The 18,970-nt window shown below is 57.2% G+C and carries 14 protein-coding genes; 9 read left to right on the forward strand and 5 right to left on the reverse strand.

Going from position 1 to position 18,970, the window contains the following annotated elements; translation table 11 throughout:
• Positions 1–262: 262 nt before the first annotated feature.
• The 5 genes from trhO to AUC60_RS18550 all read left to right on the forward strand — a co-directional run bounded on the left by trhO (position 263) and on the right by AUC60_RS18550 (position 7,217).
• Entirely contained in the window at positions 263–1,213 is a 951-nt protein-coding gene (trhO, locus tag AUC60_RS18530) for an oxygen-dependent tRNA uridine(34) hydroxylase TrhO (RefSeq protein ID WP_167384373.1), read from the forward strand.
• A gap of 36 nt (positions 1,214–1,249) precedes the next feature.
• Complete coding sequence (locus tag AUC60_RS18535) at positions 1,250–1,852, forward strand: DsbA family protein (protein WP_167384374.1); 603 nt, start codon at positions 1,250–1,252, stop codon at positions 1,850–1,852.
• Positions 1,782–3,674: an ABC transporter ATP-binding protein gene (locus AUC60_RS18540; RefSeq protein WP_087270803.1), complete on the forward strand. Its 1,893-nt coding sequence runs from the start codon at positions 1,782–1,784 to the stop codon at positions 3,672–3,674. The genes AUC60_RS18535 and AUC60_RS18540 overlap by 71 nt, the downstream gene beginning before the upstream one ends.
• 262 nt (positions 3,675–3,936) lie before the next feature.
• Positions 3,937–6,402, forward strand: a complete 2,466-nt coding sequence (locus AUC60_RS18545; RefSeq protein ID WP_087270806.1) for an EAL domain-containing protein — start codon at positions 3,937–3,939, stop codon at positions 6,400–6,402.
• A gap of 29 nt (positions 6,403–6,431) precedes the next feature.
• Positions 6,432–7,217: an iron-containing redox enzyme family protein gene (locus AUC60_RS18550; protein ID WP_087270809.1), complete on the forward strand. Its 786-nt coding sequence runs from the start codon at positions 6,432–6,434 to the stop codon at positions 7,215–7,217.
• 4 nt (positions 7,218–7,221) lie between these two features.
• On the opposite strand, the gene AUC60_RS18555 is transcribed toward AUC60_RS18550, so the two are convergent.
• The 5 genes from AUC60_RS18555 to AUC60_RS18575 form a co-directional block, all read right to left on the reverse strand.
• The gene (locus AUC60_RS18555) at positions 7,222–8,154 is read right to left on the reverse strand and encodes a GGDEF domain-containing protein (RefSeq protein ID WP_087270812.1); all 933 of its coding nucleotides are present in this window, start codon (positions 8,152–8,154) and stop codon (positions 7,222–7,224) included.
• 217 nt (positions 8,155–8,371) lie between these two features.
• Positions 8,372–9,112, reverse strand: a complete 741-nt coding sequence (locus tag AUC60_RS18560) for a YciK family oxidoreductase (RefSeq protein WP_087270815.1) — start codon at positions 9,110–9,112, stop codon at positions 8,372–8,374.
• Between the two features lie 157 nt (positions 9,113–9,269).
• Complete coding sequence (gene mupP / locus AUC60_RS18565; RefSeq protein WP_087270818.1) at positions 9,270–9,941, reverse strand: N-acetylmuramic acid 6-phosphate phosphatase MupP; 672 nt, start codon at positions 9,939–9,941, stop codon at positions 9,270–9,272.
• 1 nt (position 9,942) lies between these two features.
• On the reverse strand, positions 9,943–10,641 hold the full coding sequence (gene ubiG, locus AUC60_RS18570; RefSeq protein ID WP_087270821.1) for a bifunctional 2-polyprenyl-6-hydroxyphenol methylase/3-demethylubiquinol 3-O-methyltransferase UbiG: 699 nt from the start codon (positions 10,639–10,641) through the stop codon (positions 9,943–9,945).
• Positions 10,642–10,704: 63 nt separating this feature from the next.
• Entirely contained in the window at positions 10,705–12,036 is a 1,332-nt protein-coding gene (locus tag AUC60_RS18575) for a TRZ/ATZ family hydrolase (RefSeq protein ID WP_087270825.1), read from the reverse strand.
• 121 nt (positions 12,037–12,157) lie between these two features.
• Here AUC60_RS18575 and mtnA point away from each other — a divergent pair, with 121 nt between their 5' ends.
• The 4 genes from mtnA (at position 12,158) to pheA (ending at position 18,754) form a co-directional block, all read left to right on the forward strand.
• Complete coding sequence (mtnA, locus tag AUC60_RS18580; protein WP_087270828.1) at positions 12,158–13,234, forward strand: S-methyl-5-thioribose-1-phosphate isomerase; 1,077 nt, start codon at positions 12,158–12,160, stop codon at positions 13,232–13,234.
• Positions 13,235–13,540: 306 nt separating this feature from the next.
• On the forward strand, positions 13,541–16,330 hold the full coding sequence (gene gyrA, locus AUC60_RS18585; RefSeq protein WP_087270830.1) for a DNA gyrase subunit A: 2,790 nt from the start codon (positions 13,541–13,543) through the stop codon (positions 16,328–16,330).
• A 244-nt stretch (positions 16,331–16,574) separates the two neighbouring features.
• Positions 16,575–17,660: a 3-phosphoserine/phosphohydroxythreonine transaminase gene (gene serC / locus AUC60_RS18590; protein ID WP_087270833.1), complete on the forward strand. Its 1,086-nt coding sequence runs from the start codon at positions 16,575–16,577 to the stop codon at positions 17,658–17,660.
• On the forward strand, positions 17,660–18,754 hold the full coding sequence (pheA, locus tag AUC60_RS18595; RefSeq protein ID WP_087270836.1) for a prephenate dehydratase: 1,095 nt from the start codon (positions 17,660–17,662) through the stop codon (positions 18,752–18,754). The genes serC and pheA overlap by 1 nt, the downstream gene beginning before the upstream one ends.
• Positions 18,755–18,970 lie beyond the last annotated feature (216 nt).

The following is an 18,970-nucleotide window of genomic DNA, read 5'->3' on the forward strand; positions in this document are numbered from 1 at the left end:
CGTTTTGCTTACTTTTGCGCTTTTCAAAAGTGAGGCGCCGTAAGGGCGCAACCCCAAATCAGCCGTTACCCAACTAACGGATATTCATACAAGTCCAGGCCGCTCCGCTATTTGATTCACTCCCCTCAATCCCACCCATCCCCCCATCTTTGCTAGAATCCGCCCCGCGCTGCACACCCTGCGCGTTTTTACTGAAATATTTTCTGTCCGGTAGGCCCTTTGCGAGGGTCGCCACCTGGAGATACACATGACACAACAGCCGATGAATCAGCCGATCGTCGTAGCGGCGCTATACAAATTCGTCACCCTCAGCGACTACGTCGAACTGCGCGAGCCGCTGCTGCAAGCGATGGTCGACAACGGCATCAAAGGCACCCTGCTGATCGCCGAAGAAGGCATCAACGGCACCGTTTCCGGCAGCCGCGAAGGCATCGACGGCCTGCTGGCCTGGCTCAAGAACGACCCACGCATGATCGACATCGATCACAAGGAATCGTACTGCGAAGAGCAGCCGTTCTACCGCACCAAGGTCAAACTGAAGAAAGAAATCGTCACCCTCGGCGTTGAAGGCGTAGACCCGAACAAGGCCGTGGGCACGTATGTCGATCCCAAAGACTGGAACGCAATCATCAGCGATCCGGAAGTACTGGTGATCGATACTCGTAATGATTACGAAGTGTCTATCGGCACCTTTGAAGGCGCCATCGATCCCAAGACCACCACCTTTCGCGAGTTTCCCGAGTACATCAAGGAACACTTCAACCCTGACGTGCACAAGAAAGTCGCAATGTTCTGCACCGGTGGCATCCGCTGCGAGAAAGCTTCCAGCTACATGCTGGGTGAGGGCTACGGCGAGGTCTATCACCTCAAAGGCGGCATTCTCAAATACCTGGAAGAAGTGCCGCAGGATGAAAGCCTGTGGCGCGGCGAGTGTTTCGTATTCGACAATCGCGTCACCGTCCGCCATGACCTGACCGAAGGCGACTACGATCAATGTCACGCATGCCGTACGCCGATCAGTGCTGAAGATCGTGCCAGCGAGCATTACTCGGCGGGCATCAGTTGCCCCTATTGCTGGGACAGCCTGAGCGAGAAAACCCGTCGCAGCGCCATCGACCGGCAGAAGCAGATCGAACTGGCCAAAGCACGTAATCAGCCCCACCCGATCGGTCGCAATTATCGTTTAGAAGACCGCCAGCCAGACGAGGTTTGATCCATGCCCACCCGCCTGCTTTATGTGATGGACCCGATGTGCTCATGGTGCTGGGGTTTCGCCCCTGTGGCGCAAGCGCTGGTCCAGCAGGCGCAGGCGAGTGGCGTGACATTGCATCTGGTGATGGGCGGTCTGCGCACCGGCAGCGGGGCGGCGCTTGATCCGACCACTCGCCGTTACATCCTTGAACACTGGCAAGCGGTTGAGAAAACCACCGGGCAGACTTTTCGTTTCGACGATGCGTTGCCTGATGGTTTTGTCTATGACACCGAGCCTGCATGCAGGGCTATCGTTGCTGCCCGCCATCTGGAGCCGGAATTCGCCTGGAAACTGGTCGGGTTGATTCAACAGGCTTTCTACGTTGAAGGCCGTGACGTAACCCGTGCAGCGGTGCTGACTGAACTGGCCGAACAGGCCGGCTTGCCGCGTATCGAGTTCGCCGCAGCGTTCGACAGCGCCGAGCAACTGGCCGCCACTCAAGCAGATTTTGCGTGGGTCCAGGATTTGGGGATCGCGGGTTTCCCGACCTTGCTGGCTGAGCGCAATGGTCAACTGGCGTTGTTGACCAATGGTTATCAACCGCTTGAAGAGCTGGCACCGTTGCTCGGCCGTTGGCTGGAGCGTGCTGCCAGTGCCTGAGCCCCTCAAGACTGCTACTGATCAGGATGACGCCTGTACAACGTTCAACCGTTTGAGCTGGGCGCAGATTCGTCGTCTGGCTTCACGGCATAAGAAAGCGTTGTGGATTGCCAATGGCGTGGCAGTGCTGGCTACGCTGTGCACCGTGCCTATTCCTTTGCTATTGCCCTTGTTGGTGGATGAGGTGTTGTTGGGCCACGGCGACAGCGCGTTGAAGTTCATGAATAACTTCCTGCCCGACAGCCTGCAAAAGCCTGCCGGTTACATTGGTTTGATGCTGCTGTTCACCTTTGCTCTGCGCATTGGCGCGTTGGTGTTCAACGTGGTGCAGGCCAAGCTGTTTGCCCGACTGTCCAAAGACATCGTCTATCGGATACGAATTCGCCTGATCGAGCGCCTCAAACGCATCTCCCTGGGGGAATACGAAAGCCTGGGCGGCGGCACGGTCACTGCGCATCTGGTGACCGATCTGGATACGCTGGACAAATTCATCGGCGACACGCTGAGTCGTTTTCTGGTCGCGATGCTGACGCTGACCGGTACAGCGTCGATTCTGATGTGGATGCACTGGAAGCTGGCGCTGTTGATTCTGTTGTTCAACCCGCTGGTGATCTACGCCACGGTGCAATTGGGCAAACGGGTTAAACACCTGAAAAAACAGGAAAACGACAGCACTTCGCGGTTTACCCAGGCGCTCACCGAAACGCTGGATTCGATTCAGGAAGTGCGCGCCGGTAATCGGCAGGGCTTTTTCCTTGGTCGCCTGGGCGTCCGAGCCCGGGAAGTCCGTGATTACGCGACGGCTTCGCAGTGGAAAAGCGACGCGTCCAATCGCGCCAGCGGGTTGTTGTTTCAGTTCGGTATCGATGTGTTCCGCGCTGCGGCGATGCTCACTGTGCTGTTCTCTGATTTGTCCATTGGGCACATGTTGGCGGTGTTCAGCTACCTGTGGTTCATGATCGGACCGGTGGAGCAACTACTGAACCTTCAATACGCGTATTACGCCGCAGGTGGAGCGCTGTCCCGAATCAATGAACTGCTCGCTCGTGCCGACGAGCCGCAGTATCCGGGTGGGGTCAACCCATTTGCAGGGCAGAAGACCGTTGGCATTGAAGTACGTGGTTTGAGCTTCGGTTATGGCGAGGAGAACATTCTCGATCAGCTAAACCTGACGATTGCTCCAGGTGAAAAAATCGCTGTTGTCGGAGCCAGTGGCGGCGGTAAAAGCACGCTAGTGCAACTCCTGCTGGGGTTGTACACACCGCAGGCCGGGACGATCAGTTTTGGTGGTGCCAGCCAGCAGGAAATAGGTCTGGAAACGATTCGAGAGCATGTCGCGGTGGTGCTTCAGCATCCTGCGCTGTTCAACGATACCGTACGTGCCAACCTGACGATGGGGCGTGAGCGCAGCGACGAAGCGTGCTGGCGAGCACTGGAAATCGCGCAGCTTGAATCGACTATTCGCGCCTTGCCGCAAGGGCTGGACAGTGTGGTCGGACGTTCTGGCGTGCGCTTGTCCGGTGGGCAGCGCCAACGTCTGGCCATTGCCCGAATGGTATTGGCCGACCCGCAGGTGGTGATCCTCGACGAAGCCACTTCGGCACTCGACGCTGCGACCGAGTACAGCCTGCACCAAGCCTTGTCCAGATTCCTCAGCGGCCGCACGACGCTGATCATCGCCCACCGCCTGTCGGCGGTGAAACAAGCGGACAGAGTGCTGGTTTTTGACGGTGGAAGGATTGCAGAGCAGGGCGATCACCAGCAATTGATCGCCGAGGGCGGTCTCTACGCAAAGCTCTACGGTCACCTGCAGCACATTTAATCTTCATGGCTACTTGCCAATATCGGCTTTAGGGTCTTTCTTAGTAGTAAGTTCTCACTGTGTTAACAGTGCCTGCTCACCGACGTCACACTCGCTTTTTCATCTGTATGTGCGCTGTCTCGCGATTCCATCATGCGGGGCGGTAGCGTGTTTCAAATTCAAGAAATTCCCCGACCGATTTCATGGAATTGACCTAGGCTCTGGTCAGGACGAAATTAAAGCAGCTTGTTGAGCATCTGGCATCGCTTATGAAAGGGAACCCATGAAGCAAAAGCGGATCCTCGAAAAGCCCCGCCTGTTGGGCATTGTCTGGCCATTTATCGCTGTTGCGCTGTTCCAGGCCCTGATGGGTTGCGTCAGCCTCTACATGCTTTCGGCCGTGCGCAGCTATGTTGCAGGCGAAAGCCTCTGGTCCAAGGGGCAGAAAGACGCCATCTATTATTTGAATCTCTATGCCAACGGTCACGAGGAGATCAACTATCTGCGGTACGAGCAGGCCATGTCGATCCCCAGGGGCGGGCATAACCTGCGGATGGCACTCGATCAGGCGGTACCGGATATCGAGGCGGCGACGGACGGGATTCTGCAGGGGGGAAACCACCCTGATGATGCGGCCGGGATCATTTGGCTGTATGCGAATTTCCGCGAATTTGATTACATGAAGAAAGCCATCGACCAGTGGCGGCTGGGTGATGAGTTTCTGCTGCAGCTCGATGATGTCGCACAGCTGATGCATGAACGGATCTCGTCCGGCGAAGCGTCCGATGCAGACATCGCACGCTGGCGTGCACAAATCACGGCAATCAACGAAAGTGTCACTCCGGCAGCGCGCGCGTTCAGTGATGCATTGGGCGAAGGCTCCCGAGGAATTCTGCGGCTCTTGCTGGTGATCAACCTGGCGACAGCAGTGGTATTGATCCTTCTTGCCTTGCTCAGGACCCACAAGCTGTTGGCCCAGCGGCATGCCTTTGCTGACGCTCTGCAAGTGGAGAAGGAGCGTGCACAGGTAACGCTGGAGTCTATTGGTGATGGAGTCATTACTACCGACGTGCAGGGCTCGATTGTTTACATGAATCCTGCTGCCGAGAGTCTGACCCACTGGAAGAACGCTCAGGCCGGTGGCCTGCCGCTTGCGGCGTTGTTCAACCTGCTTGATGAAAATGACCGCAAGGACAGCTCGACATTGATTGAGCACATTCTCAGCGGCCAGCTCAGCGGGGGCAGCGAGCACTCCAAGCTGATCCAGCGTCTGGATGGCAGCACGGTTTCAGTGGCGCTGGTCGGATCGCCAATTTTTACCGATGGCAAAGTCAGTGGCACGGTGCTGGTGTTGCATGACATGACTCAGGAGCGGCAATACATTGCCAATCTGTCCTGGCAGGCGACCCACGATGCGCTGACCGGCCTGGCCAACAGGCGTGAATTTGAGTATCGGCTGGAGCAGGCGCTCAGTGAGCTGGCGCGCCACCCCAGCCAGCACTCGGTGATGTACCTGGATCTGGATCAGTTCAAGCTGGTCAATGACACCAGCGGCCATGCCGCGGGTGACGAGCTGTTGCGGCATATCTGTACGGTGCTGCAACAGGGGTTGCGCGAAGGCGACACGCTGGCGCGTTTGGGAGGGGATGAGTTCGGTATCTTGCTGGAAAATTGCCCACCTGATACGGCGGAGATCATCGCGGAATCTCTGCGCCAGACTGTCCAGAGTCTGAACTTTGTCTGGAAGGGCAGACCCTTTGTCAGCACGGTCAGTGTCGGACTGGTTCATATTTCCCAGATTCCGACCACGCTGGAGGCGTCGCTGCGATCCGCGGATATGGCGTGTTACATGGCCAAGGAAAAAGGTCGCAATCGCGTGCAGGTCTATCATGCCGATGATTCGGAAGTGTCGCTGCGCTTTGGCGAGATGGCATGGGTGCAGCGTTTGCACATGGCGCTGGATGAAAACCGCTTCTGTCTGTTTTCGCAACAAATTGCCGGTATCGCTCAGCACGGCCCGGATGATGGTGGGCACATCGAAATCCTGCTGCGTCTGCGCGATGAAACGGGACGCATGATTCTGCCCGAAAATTTCATTCCGGCTGCAGAGCGCTATGGTTTGATGACCCAGTTGGATCGCTGGGTGGTACTCAATGTGTTCAAGATCATCGCTCAGTGTCGGGATGATGAGCGTTACGACGGTCCGATGGTGGTCTGCGCTATCAACCTCTCAGGGGCGAGCATTGGTGATGACGCTTTCCTCGAATACCTCAAGCTGCAATTCCGGACTTACCGTATTCCGCCATCGCTGATTTGCTTCGAAATTACCGAAACCACTGCGATCGCCAACCTCGGCAGTGCGATACATTTCATCAACGAATTGAAAGCGCTTGGCTGTCAGTTCTCCCTCGATGACTTCTGTGCTGGCATGTCTTCGTTTGCCTACCTCAAACACTTGCCAGTTGATTACTTGAAGATCGATGGCAGCTTCGTCAAAGACATGCTCGATAACCCGATCAATCGTGCGATGGTCGAAGTGATTAATCATATCGGGCACGTTATGGGTAAGCGCACCATTGCCGAATTTGTCGAGACACCCCAGATCGAGGTAGCCCTGCGCGAGATCGGGGTTGACTTCGCTCAGGGGTATCTGATTGAACGTCCTCAGTTGTTCACGTGCGAAAGCCTTCATGCGCGGCCCACGAGGGCTGTCCCGCTTTTGTTCAGCACACCAGGAACATTCCGCTAAGCCTTTAACTTCAAACAAGGAGCTACACAGTGATCGATACTTTCAGCAGAACCGGTCCGCTTATGGAAGCCAGCAGTTATCCGGCGTGGGCGCAGCAGTTGATCAAGGATTGCAGTTACGCCAAATCCAGAGTGGTTGACCACGAGCTTTATCAGCGCATGCGTGACGGGCGTCTGAGTCATAAAACCATGCGCCAGTATTTGATTGGTGGCTGGCCGGTGGTTGAGCAGTTTGCCATTTATATGGCCAATAACCTGGCCAAGACCCGCTTCGCCCGCCACCCGGGCGAAGACATGGCGCGACGCTGGTTGATGCGCAATATCCGTGTCGAACTCAACCATGCCGATTATTGGGTCAATTGGGCTGATGCGCACGGTGTCAGCCTGGATGACCTCAAGGCTCAGCATGTGTCCCCCGAGTTGCACGCGCTGAGTCACTGGTGCTGGCACACCAGTTCGTCTGACTCATTGATCGTTGGCATGGCCGCGACCAATTATGCTATTGAGGGGGCGACAGGGGAGTGGGCGGCTGTGGTGTGCTCCAGCGACGTTTATGCCGACGGCTTTCCCGAGGAGACACGCAAGCGCGCGATGAAGTGGCTGAAGATGCACGCGCAGTACGATGATGCGCATCCATGGGAAGCGCTGGAAATCATCTGCACGCTGGCGGGCAATAACCCTGGTCTGCAATTGCAGACCGAGATTCGCCAGGCGGTTACCAAAAGCTACGACTACATGTACTTGTTTCTGGAGCACTGCATGCAGTTGGAAAAGGTCCGGCCGACACGTGCGCGAGTGGCCGAACTGGAAAACTGAGTGTTTAGCCCGCCATGGCCAGACGATTACGACCTTGCCGCTTGGCGACATACAGTGCGATATCGGCGCGGCGCATCAGGCTGTCGGCAGACTCCGCTGGCAGTAGCGTCGAGCAGCCCAGGCTGATGGTCAGATCCAGGGCGTTGTTCAGGCTGGGGTGCAGCAGATCTTGAGCCGCTTGACGTAGACGTTCCCCCATCAAGCCCGCCGTCTCGCGATCCGTATTGGAAAGCACGACCAGAAATTCTTCGCCGCCGTAGCGGAATATCCGGTCTATGTTTCTCAACTGGCTTTTGATTGTATGGGCAATGGACTTAAGGACTTCGTCGCCGATGGCATGACCGAAGGTGTCGTTGACCCGCTTGAAATGATCAATGTCCAGCATCAGCAATGACAGAGGCTGTGAGTTGCGGCGCGAGAGCTCTATTTCACGGGTCAGCGTTTGATCCATGGCGATGCGGTTGCCGGTATCGGTCAGTGGGTCGCGCAGCGCGCTTTGCATCGCGGCCCGGTAAAGAAGGGCGTTGCGCAACGGGAACAGCATGCAGGTCATGAGTGACTCCAGCGCTGCGAACTCCTCCTCGCTGAAACGTTTGCTGCGCTCAAACTTAAACAGTCCCAGAGGCTCGCCATCATTACTCAGGTTGTAGCTGACGCTGTGCATCGCCTTTTCGCCAAGCTCCAGGTAGAGGTCGCTGGCTGCATATTCGTAAATCAATCCGTCAATAGGAATCAGGCGCTGAACACCTTGCAGGAACATGCTCAGGAGCCGCTCCGTCTCCAGGCTGGTTTGCAGCTGTAGACCCAGTTGTTGGGTTAGCTGCTCCAAATCGACTGGGGCCTGCGGGGTGTGTTGAGCCTGACGTTGATACAGACCCAAACGTTTCAGTTTGGCTGCGTCAAAGTCGATGGCATTGGATGGAATAGGGGAAATCATGGCTTCATTCCTCAGCGCGCATTGCTGGATTAGCTGAGTCAGAGCGAAAGTCGTGCCAGTCTTGGGTTTTGGATATAAATGTTTATATTCAAGGGGTTGTGAGATTGGCGGCGTCGGGTTGAGCGCTCAGAGCGACATTACGTTGACTAACAGAACTGACCGGTCATCCCGGAGCGACGGTTTTCCGCCGCTTCGGTGTGTCGCCGTCGTGTTTTGGTTACTGAGCGTTGAAGGCTTGCCCGTTGACGTCGCGGCTATCCGGACCCATCAGGTACAGGTACACCGGCATGATTTCCTCCGGCGTTGGATTGTTCAGCGGGTTTTCGGCGGGGTAAGCCTGAGCGCGCATGCTGGTGCGAGTACCGCCGGGGTTGATGCTGTTGGAACGTACCGGCGCTACGCTGTCGAGTTCATCGGCGAGGGTTTGCATCAGGCCTTCGGTGGCGAATTTCGATACCCCATATGCGCCCCAGTACGCGCGGCCCTTGCGACCAACACTGCTTGAGGTGAAGACAACTGAAGCATCTTCGGACAATTTGAGCAGCGGTAGCAGCGTGTTGGTCAGCATGAACATCGCATTGACGTTGATGTGCATGACCCGCATGAAGTTTTCGCCGGACAGCTGTTCCAGTGGCGTGCGCGGGCCGATGATCGAGGCGTTGTGCAACAAGCCGTCGAGGTGGCCAAATTCTTTTTCGATCATGGCTGCCAACTCATCGTATTGCTGGGGCAGGGCGGTCTCCAGGTTGAAAGGAATGACAGCAGGCTTGGGATGACCCGCTGCTTCTATTTCGTCGTAAACCTGAGTCAGATTGGCTTCGGTCTTGCCCAGAAGCAGTACGGTTGCGCCATGTGCAGCATAGGTTTTTGCCGCAGCAGCACCAATGCCGCGACCCGCACCGGTGACCAGAATGATCCGGCCGTTGAGCAGGTCGGGGCGAGGGGAGTAATCGAACATGGGTTACCTCTTGAAAACCGGATTGGCAGCCTGCGCAGATCCCTGTGGCAGCCGGGCTTGCCTGCAATGAGGTTGGACGCGATCTTAAGTGAACCGCGTCCAGTCTTATCGCGGGCAAGCCTCGCTTCCACAGTTGGGTGTCCGGCAAGTCATCATGTCAGCAGCTACAAAGCGCGTTATCCAGGACCTTGCGCAGTTCCAGCGGGTGATCCACTACCACGTCAGCGCCCCAGTGATCAGGGTTGTCGTTGGGGTGAATGTAGCCATAGCGCACTGCTGCGGTCTTGGTGCCTGCATCACGGCCAGACTCGATGTCACGTAAATCATCCCCTACAAACAGCACGCTCGCCGGATCCAGATCAAGCATCTTGCATGCAAGGATCAGCGGCTCGGGGTCAGGTTTGCTACGCGTCACGTGATCCGGGCAGATCAGCAGGGCCGAGCGTTGTGACAGCCCCAACTGATCCATGATCGGCTGAGCAAAGCGCACCGGTTTGTTGGTCACTACGCCCCAGATCAGGTTTGCCTTTTCGATGTCGGCCAGCAGTTCTTCCATGCCGTCGAACAGCTTGCTGTGCACGGCGCAGTCGCGTTGATAGCGCTCGAGGAACTCAAGACGCAGCGCCTCGAATCCTTCAGCGTCCGGGGACAGGGCAAAGGTCGCAGCAACCATTGCTTTGGCACCACCGGAAATCTCATCGCGGATCAGCTTGTCCGTCACGGGCGGGAGCCCGCGTTCGGCAAGCATTGCCTGGCAAATGGCAATAAAGTCCGGGGCGGTGTCGAGCAGGGTGCCGTCCATGTCGAATAGAACCGCTCTCAAGCGCATGTTATGCCTCCCGAAGCGTCTGGATCATGTAGTTGACGTCAACGTCCGAGGCCAGCTTGTAGTGCTTGGTCAGCGGGTTGTAAGTCAAACCGATGATGTCCTTGACCTGCAAGCCGGCGGCGCGACTCCAGGCACCCAGTTCGGAAGGGCGGATGAATTTCTTGAAATCGTGAGTGCCGCGTGGCAGCAGGCCCATGATGTATTCCGCGCCGACGATGGCGAACAGATACGCCTTCGGATTGCGGTTGATGGTCGAGAAAAACACTTGGCCGCCGGGTTTGACCATGCGGAAGCACGCACGGATCACCGATGAGGGATCGGGTACGTGCTCAAGCATTTCCAGGCAGGTCACGACGTCGAACTGCTCTGGCATTTCTTCGGCCAGGTCTTCTGCAGTGATTTGTCGATATTCGACTTGCACGCCCGATTCAAGCTGGTGCAACTGAGCGACCGCCAGTGGGGCTTCCCCCATGTCGATGCCGGTTACGGTCGCGCCACGCAGCGCCATGGCTTCGCTGAGAATCCCGCCGCCGCAGCCAACGTCCAGAACTTTCTTGCCCGCCAGATTGACGCGCTCGTCGATCCAGTTGACCCGCAACGGGTTGATGTCATGCAGGGGCTTGAATTCGCTGTTGCGGTCCCACCAGCGATGAGCCAGTGCCTCGAATTTGGCGATTTCTGCGTGATCGACGTTGCTCATGGGATGTCCTCTCTAAACTCAAAATACGTGCAGCGGGCTGGCTGATATGCAGCCAGCCCGGTCTTATTCGGTGCGCCCGGAAATACGCTTGCCCCAGGCTTTGGCGGTGTCGCACAACGCCTGTTCGTCCATACGGGTCAGGCGGCGATCGTCGAGCAGTTGCTTGCCAGCGACCCAGACATGGCTGACGCAGTCGCGGCCGGTTGCATATATAAGCTGTGACACCGGATCGTAGATGGGTTGACGTGCCAGGCCGGACAGGTCGAAGGCGACCATGTCTGCAGCCTTGCCGATCTCCAGCGAGCCCACTTCGTCCTGAATACCCAGCGCCCGAGCGCCATTGAGGGTTGCCATGCGCAATGCGCGGTGGGCGTCCAGTGCGGCAGCCGAGCCTGCAACGGCCTTGGCCAGCAGCGCTGCGGTGCGGGTTTCTCCCAGTAGATCCAGGTCATTGTTGCTCGCTGCGCCATCGGTACCTATCGCAACATTGACGCCAGCCTGCCACAGTCGTTCGACCGGGCAAAAGCCGCTGGCCAGTTTCAGGTTGGATTCCGGACAATGGATCACGCTGGAATTGCTTTCTACCAGCAAAGCCAGATCGTCATCGCTGATTTGTGTCATGTGCACGGCCTGAAAGCGTGGGCCGAGCATGCCGAGCCGGTTCAGACGTGCCAATGGGCGTTCATCTGACTGAGCGACAGCCTGTTCCACTTCGAAGGCGGTTTCATGAACATGCATCTGAATCATGGCGTCCAGCTCATCGGCGATGACCCGGATTCTTTCCAGATTCTCGTCGCCAACGGTGTACGGTGCGTGAGGGCCGAAGGCGATCTTGATGCGCGGGTGGTGGGCCAGATCATTGAACAGTTGCACGCCCATGTGCAGGGCTTCATCGGTGTCGCGCGCGCCGGGAATGGGGAAGTCCAGTACCGGTACGGTGATCTGGGCCCGGATCCCGCTGTTGTGCACGCGATCGGCTGCCACTGACGGGAAGAAGTACATGTCGGAGAAGCAGGTGATACCGCTTTTGAGTTGCTCGGCAATAGCCAGATCGGTGCCGTCGCGGATGAACTCTTCATCAACCCATTTGCTCTCCGCAGGCCAGATGTGGTCATGCAGCCAGGTCATCAAGGGGAGATCATCGGCCAGCCCGCGAAACAGCGTCATGGCCGCATGGCCGTGGGCATTGATCAGGCCCGGACTGAGCAACATCTCAGGCAGCTCAAGGGTTTGCAGGGCATTTTGCTTCAGGGCTTCGGCGCGGGGACCGATGTAGGCGATGCGGCCATCGCGAATGCCCAGACCATGATCCTTGAGTACCACGCCAGCAGGTTCGACCGGCACCAGCCAGGCGGGCAGGAGCAAGAGATCGAGCGGGGCAGCGGCATTAGGCATGACTGGGCTTCCGGGGCTTATTACGGGAACGGCGCAGTATACCCGAGCGTCTTCGTCGACGGCTCGCTATAATCGGCCGCTTTTGATGTCTGGCTTGGGTTTTTTGAGTATGGGGTGTGCAATGCGCGATCGATTGTTGGCTGCTGAGAAGGTGAAAGCCATCGATTGGCGAGATGGCGCTCTGTATCTGCTGGATCAGCGCATCTTGCCGTTCGAGGAAACCTGGCTCGCGTATGACAGCGCGGCGGGGGTTGCCGAGGCAATTCGTTCCATGGTTGTACGGGGTGCACCGGCTATTGGTATCAGTGCTGCTTACGGTGTTGTGCTAGGCGCCCGTGCCCGGATCGCCGCTGGCGGTGACTGGATTGCCGCCCTGGAAGAAGATTTTCGGGTGCTGGCAGACTCACGTCCAACGGCTGTCAATCTGTTCTGGGCGCTGAACCGGATGCGCGACCGCCTGCAGCGCATCAAAGAAGGGGATGATCCCATGGTTGTGCTGGAGGCTGAGGCGGTGTCTATCCATCTCAGCGATCGCGAAGCCAACCTGACCATGGCGCAATTGGGTGCAGACCTCATTCGCAAGAATCAGGGCAACCTGCAGGCCGTTCTGACCCATTGCAATACGGGCGCTCTGGCTACCGGTGGTTTCGGTACAGCGCTGGGTGTTATCCGTGCAGCGCATCTGGAAGGGATGATCGAGCGGGTCTATGCCGATGAAACCCGTCCATGGCTGCAAGGCTCGCGGCTTACTGCCTGGGAGCTGGCTAACGAAGGCATCCCGGTGACCCTCAATGCTGATTCGGCAGCCGCGCATTTGATGCGAACCAAAGGCATTACCTGGGTGATCGTGGGTGCCGACCGCATTACCGCCAATGGCGACGTGGCCAACAAGATCGGTACTTATCATCTGGCTGTCGCTGCGATGCACCATGGTGTGCGCTTCATGGTGGTCGCGCCGAGTTCGACCATTGATATGGACATGGCCAGCGGTGATGAAATCGTCATTGAAGAGCGCGACGGTCGTGAGCTGCTCGAAGTGGGTGGTCAACGTGTCGGTGCGGATGTCGACGCATTCAATCCGGTATTCGACGTTACGCCGGCTGACCTGATTGACGTGATCGTCACTGAAAAGGGCATTGTCGAGCGCCCGGACACCGCAAAAATGGCTCAATTGATGTGCCGTAAACGTCTGCATTGACACGTTTGACGACGAGTGGAAGTTTGGTCGCAAGGGCGCTAATCGGGCCTGTAAGCGTTTCTCAGCGGTCTTGCGGCAGACAAGCTCGTTTTCAGGGCTTTCAAAGGATAGGTGCTTGGCGGCGATTGTGGTAACATCCGGCGGTTTCCAGGGGCGCTTGCGGTAGTCGTCCCTACTGCGCAGATCCAGTGCATAACTCGTTGATTTGTCGTAAGTCGTTGCCAGGCAAACGTGCCGGTAGCGGCGAGCTTCGTTCCTCCCGGATGGATGTTCGAAGTTTCACCAGAAAAAGGAATCGAGCTTCTCATGGGCGAACTGGCCAAAGAAATCCTCCCGGTCAATATCGAAGACGAGCTGAAGCAGTCCTACCTCGACTACGCAATGAGCGTAATCGTCGGGCGAGCACTGCCCGATGCACGCGATGGCTTGAAGCCCGTGCACCGGCGTGTACTGTTCGCGATGAGTGAACTGGGTAACGACTGGAACAAGCCGTACAAGAAATCCGCCCGTGTGGTCGGTGACGTTATCGGTAAGTATCACCCGCACGGCGACACGGCCGTGTACGACACCATCGTTCGTATGGCCCAGCCATTCTCGCTGCGCTATCTGCTGGTAGACGGTCAGGGCAACTTCGGTTCGGTCGACGGCGACAACGCCGCGGCCATGCGATACACCGAAGTGCGCATGACCAAACTGGCTCACGAGCTGCTGGCTGACCTGCACAAAGAAACCGTGGACTGGGTGCCGAACTACGACGGCACTGAAATGATCCCTGCGGTCATGCCGACCCGTATTCCCAATCTGTTGGTCAACGGCTCCAGCGGTATCGCCGTGGGCATGGCGACCAACATTCCGCCGCACAACCTCGGTGAAGTGATTGATGGTTGCCTGGCGCTGATCGACAACCCTGAAATTTCCATTGATGAACTGATGCAGTTCATCCCGGGCCCGGACTTCCCGACTGCCGCGATCATCAATGGTCGTGCCGGTATCGTCGAAGCCTATCGCACCGGTCGCGGTCGTATTTACATGCGTGCCCGCTCGATCGTTGAAGACATCGACAAGGTCGGTGGTCGTCAGCAGATTGTCATCACCGAGCTGCCGTACCAGTTGAACAAGGCCCGCCTGATCGAGAAGATCGCCGAGCTGGTTAAAGAGAAGAAGCTGGAAGGCATCACTGAGCTGCGCGACGAGTCCGACAAGGACGGTATGCGCGTTGTGATCGAGCTGCGTCGCGGCGAAGTACCTGAGGTTATCCTCAACAATCTCTATGCCCAGACCCAGCTGCAAAGTGTTTTCGGTATCAACATCGTTGCACTGATCGATGGCCGTCCGCGCATCCTGAATCTCAAGGATCTGCTGGAAGCCTTCGTCCGCCACCGTCGCGAAGTAGTCACCCGCCGTACCGTTTTCGAACTGCGTAAAGCCCGTGAGCGTGGTCATTTGCTCGAAGGTCAAGCGGTTGCCCTTTCTAACATCGATCCGGTTATCGCCCTGATCAAAGCCTCGCCGACGCCTGCGGAAGCCAAGATCGGGTTGATTTCGACCCCTTGGGAATCCAGCGCAGTCGTGGAAATGGTCGAGCGTGCCGGTGCGGATTCCTGCCGTCCGGAAAACCTTGATCCGCAGTACGGTCTGCGTGACGGCAAGTATTTCCTGTCGCCTGAACAGGCTCAGGCCATTCTCGAATTGCGTCTGCACCGCCTGACCGGTCTTGAGCATGAAAAACTGCTCACCGAGTATCAGGAAATCCTCAGCCAGATCGGCGAACTGTTGCGCATCCTCAACAGCGCCGTGCGCCTGATGGAAGTGATCCGCGAAGAGCTGGAACTGATCCGCGTCGAGTACGGCGATGTTCGTCGCACTGAAATTCTTGATGCGCGTCTGGACCTGACCCTGGGCGACATGATTCCGGAAGAGGAACGTGTCGTTACGATTTCCCACGGCGGCTATGCCAAGACTCAGCCACTGGCGGTCTACCAGGCTCAGCGTCGCGGCGGTAAAGGTAAATCGGCTACCGGCATCAAGGATGAGGACTACATCGCTCACCTGCTGGTTGCCAACAGCCACACCACGCTGCTCATGTTCTCCAGCAAGGGCAAGGTGTACTGGCTCAAGACCTACGAGATCCCGGAAGCGTCCCGCGCTGCCCGCGGCCGTCCCCTGGTCAATCTGTTGCCGCTGAGCGACGGCGAGTACATCACCACTATGTTGCCGGTCGACCTGGAAGCCATGCGCAAGCGGGCTGACGAGGAAGACGAGGCTGGTATCGAAGGTGAGCTCGACGACGCAGAGAACAGCAACGAGACCGAAGAAGAGCGTAAAGCGCGTATCAAGGCTGCAGACAAGAAGAAGGCTCCATTCATCTTCATGTCCACTGCCAACGGTACCGTGAAGAAAACTCCTTTGGTGGCCTTCAGTCGTCAGCGTAGCGTGGGTCTGATCGCACTTGAGCTGGACGAAGGCGACATCCTGATCTCCGCAGCCATCACTGACGGCGAGCAGGAAATCATGCTGTTCTCCGACGGCGGCAAAGTAACGCGCTTCAAGGAATCCGACGTTCGTGCCATGGGCCGTACCGCTCGCGGTGTGCGCGGCATGCGTCTGCCAGAAGGTCAGAAGCTGATTTCGATGCTGATCCCGGAAGAAGGCAGCCAGATCCTCACTGCCTCCGAGCGTGGTTATGGCAAGCGTACGGCGATTTCCGAGTTCCCAGAGTACAAACGTGGCGGTCAGGGCGTTATCGCCATGGTCAGCAACGAGCGTAACGGCCGTCTGGTCGGCGCGGTGCAAGTACTCGACGGCGAAGAAATCATGCTGATCTCCGATCAGGGCACGCTGGTTCGTACTCGTGTCGATGAAGTGTCCAGCCTGGGTCGTAATACCCAGGGTGTCACGCTGATCAAGCTGGCTAGCGACGAGAAACTGGTCGGTCTGGAGCGTGTGCAGGAACCTTCCGAAGTGGAAGGCGAAGAGCTGGTAATCGGTGAAGACGGCGAAATCATCGAAGGCGAAGCGCTGAGCATCGCTGACGAGGATGCCTCTGCCGACCTGCAAGCCGACGCTGCTTCGGACGACGAAGAACCGCAAAGTTAAGAGGGACCTGTAGGAGCTCACCGAGGTTACGAGGCCAGCGATAGTGGTATGTCTGATCCAACGCCATCGCTGGCCTCGTAACCTCGGTGAGGTCCTACAGAAAAGATGTAGGTTCAAGCAACCCTGTGTTGTTTGACAGAAGTAGCCAAAGGCTGCGAACGGTTCTGAACTGTGTCGCGGCCTTTGCCATCTTCAACTCCAGATGACCCAAGCCTGAGAAAGTCAGAGCGTAGTGAGAGTGGATATGAGCAAGCGAGCCTTTAACTTCTGCGCAGGTCCTGCTGCGCTTCCTGAAGCTGTTCTGCTGCGTGCCCAGGCGGAACTTCTGGACTGGCATGGCAAAGGCCTGTCCGTCATGGAAATGAGCCATCGCAGTGATGAGTTCACCTCCATCGCCAACAAGGCCGAGCAAGATTTGCGCGACCTGCTGACGATTCCCTCGAACTACAAAGTACTGTTTCTGCAGGGTGGTGCGAGCCAGCAGTTTGCTCAGATCCCTCTGAATTTGCTGCCTGAAAACGGCTCTGCCGACTATATCGATACCGGTATCTGGTCGCAGAAAGCCATTGAGGAAGCTTCGCGTTACGGTCACGTCAATGTGGCTGCCAGCGCCAAACCTTATGATTATTTTGCTATTCCGGGCCAGAACGAGTGGAAGCTGTCCAAGGACGCTGCCTACGTTCATTACGCCCCGAACGAGACCATCGGCGGTCTGGAGTTCGACTGGATTCCGCAGACCGGTGATGTACCGCTGGTGGCGGACATGTCTTCCGACATTCTATCTCGCCCGGTGGACGTCTCGCGTTTTGGCATGATCTACGCGGGCGCCCAGAAAAACATCGGCCCGAGCGGCATCGTCGTCGTGATCATTCGCGAAGACCTGCTGGGTCGCGCCCGTTCGCTGTGCCCGACCATGCTCAACTACAAGGTAGCGGCTGATAACAGCTCGATGTACAACACGCCACCGACTCTGGCTTGGTACCTGTCCGGTCTGGTCTTCGAATGGCTAAAAGAGCAGGGTGGCGTCGAAGCTATCGGCAAGCTCAACGAAGTCAAAAAGCGCACGCTTTACGACTTCATTGATGCCAGCGGCCTGTACAGCAACCCGATTAACAAGTCTGATCGCTCGTGGATGAACGTACCGTTCCGTCTTGCTGATGATCGTCTGGACAAGCCGTTCCTGGCCGGTGCCGACGCCCGTGGGCTGCTCAATCTCAAAGGTCACCGTTCGGTCGGTGGCATGCGTGCCTCTATTTATAATGCCGTGGACATCAACGCGATCAACGCGCTGGTGGCGTACATGGCAGAGTTCGAGAAGGAACACGGCTAATGTCCGAGCAAGAACTCAAGGCGCTGCGCGTCCGCATCGACAGCCTGGATGAAAAAGTCCTGGAGCTGATCAGCGAACGTGCACGTTGTGCCCAGGAAGTAGCGCGGGTAAAAATGGCCAGTCTGGCTGAAGGCGAAGTGCCGGTTTTTTACCGTCCCGAGCGTGAAGCCCAGGTGCTCAAGCGGGTCATGGAGCGCAATCGTGGCCCATTGAGCAACGAAGAGATGGCGCGTCTGTTTCGCGAAATCATGTCCTCGTGCCTGGCGCTGGAGCAGCCGCTGAAAGTCGCTTACCTCGGGCCTGAAGGTACCTTCACTCAGGCAGCAGCGATCAAGCATTTCGGTAACGCTGTTATCAGTCTGCCGATGGCGGCAATTGATGAAGTGTTCCGTGAAGTCGCTGCCGGTGCTGTGAATTTTGGCGTCGTGCCGGTGGAAAACTCCACCGAGGGCGCAGTCAATCACACGCTGGACAGCTTCCTTGAGCACGACATGGTGATCTGTGGCGAAGTCGAGCTGCGTATCCACCATCACTTGCTGATCGGTGAAAACACCAAGACCGAAAGCATCAGCCGTATCTATTCCCACGCTCAGTCGCTGGCACAGTGCCGCAAGTGGCTGGACGCGCATTACCCGAACGTCGAGCGGATCGCAGTGGCGAGTAACGCCGAAGCTGCCAAGCGGGTTAAAGGTGAGTGGAATTCCGCAGCGATTGCCGGTGATATGAGCGCGAACCTCTACGGTTTGACGCGCATCGCTGAAAAAATCGAAGACCGTCCGGACAACTCTACCCGGTTCCTGATCATCGGTAATCAGGAAGTCCCTCCAACGGGTGATGACAAAACTTCGATCATCGTATCCATGAGCAACAAGCCGGGCGCTCTGCATGAATTGCTGGTGCCATTCCATGAAAACGGCCTGGATCTGACCCGCATCGAGACTCGACCGTCGCGCAGCGGTAAATGGACCTACGTGTTCTTTATCGACTTCGTTGGCCACCATCGCGACCCACTGGTCAAAGCCGTGCTGGAGCGGATCAGTCAGGAAGCGGTGGCGCTCAAAGTGCTGGGTTCCTATCCGAAAGCAGTTCTCTGAGGGTTGAGCCGATACCTGTATAAGCTCACGAGCAACGCGAGGCAGCGATAGCGCTTACGTCATCGCTGGCCTCGTAACTTCGGTGAGCTCCTACAGGATTTGGGTCAACTCAGAAGATTGCATTTGTTAACAGCAGCGGCCCTTTATCTCTGACATTGCGCTGTCGCGCGGCGAATAATGGACCTGTAGGAGCGCACGAGCACCGCGAGGCCGCGA

The organism is Pseudomonas caspiana, from assembly GCF_002158995.1.
GTDB lineage: Bacteria > Pseudomonadota > Gammaproteobacteria > Pseudomonadales > Pseudomonadaceae > Aquipseudomonas > Aquipseudomonas caspiana.

Coding starts and splice junctions, on each gene's coding strand:
- trhO (WP_167384373.1), top strand. CDS start 263: ATGAATCAGCCGATCGTCGTAGCGGCGCTATACAAATTCGTCACCCTC.
- AUC60_RS18535 (WP_167384374.1), top strand. CDS start 1,250: ATGTGCTCATGGTGCTGGGGTTTCGCCCCTGTGGCGCAAGCGCTGGTC.
- AUC60_RS18540 (WP_087270803.1), top strand. CDS start 1,782: ATGGTTATCAACCGCTTGAAGAGCTGGCACCGTTGCTCGGCCGTTGGC.
- AUC60_RS18545 (WP_087270806.1), top strand. CDS start 3,937: ATGAAGCAAAAGCGGATCCTCGAAAAGCCCCGCCTGTTGGGCATTGTC.
- AUC60_RS18555 (WP_087270812.1), bottom strand. CDS start 8,154: ATGATTTCCCCTATTCCATCCAATGCCATCGACTTTGACGCAGCCAAA.
- AUC60_RS18560 (WP_087270815.1), bottom strand. CDS start 9,112: ATGTTCGATTACTCCCCTCGCCCCGACCTGCTCAACGGCCGGATCATT.
- mupP (WP_087270818.1), bottom strand. CDS start 9,941: ATGCGCTTGAGAGCGGTTCTATTCGACATGGACGGCACCCTGCTCGAC.
- ubiG (WP_087270821.1), bottom strand. CDS start 10,641: ATGAGCAACGTCGATCACGCAGAAATCGCCAAATTCGAGGCACTGGCT.
- AUC60_RS18575 (WP_087270825.1), bottom strand. CDS start 12,036: ATGCCTAATGCCGCTGCCCCGCTCGATCTCTTGCTCCTGCCCGCCTGG.
- mtnA (WP_087270828.1), top strand. CDS start 12,158: ATGCGCGATCGATTGTTGGCTGCTGAGAAGGTGAAAGCCATCGATTGG.
- gyrA (WP_087270830.1), top strand. CDS start 13,541: ATGGGCGAACTGGCCAAAGAAATCCTCCCGGTCAATATCGAAGACGAG.
- serC (WP_087270833.1), top strand. CDS start 16,575: ATGAGCAAGCGAGCCTTTAACTTCTGCGCAGGTCCTGCTGCGCTTCCT.
- pheA (WP_087270836.1), top strand. CDS start 17,660: ATGTCCGAGCAAGAACTCAAGGCGCTGCGCGTCCGCATCGACAGCCTG.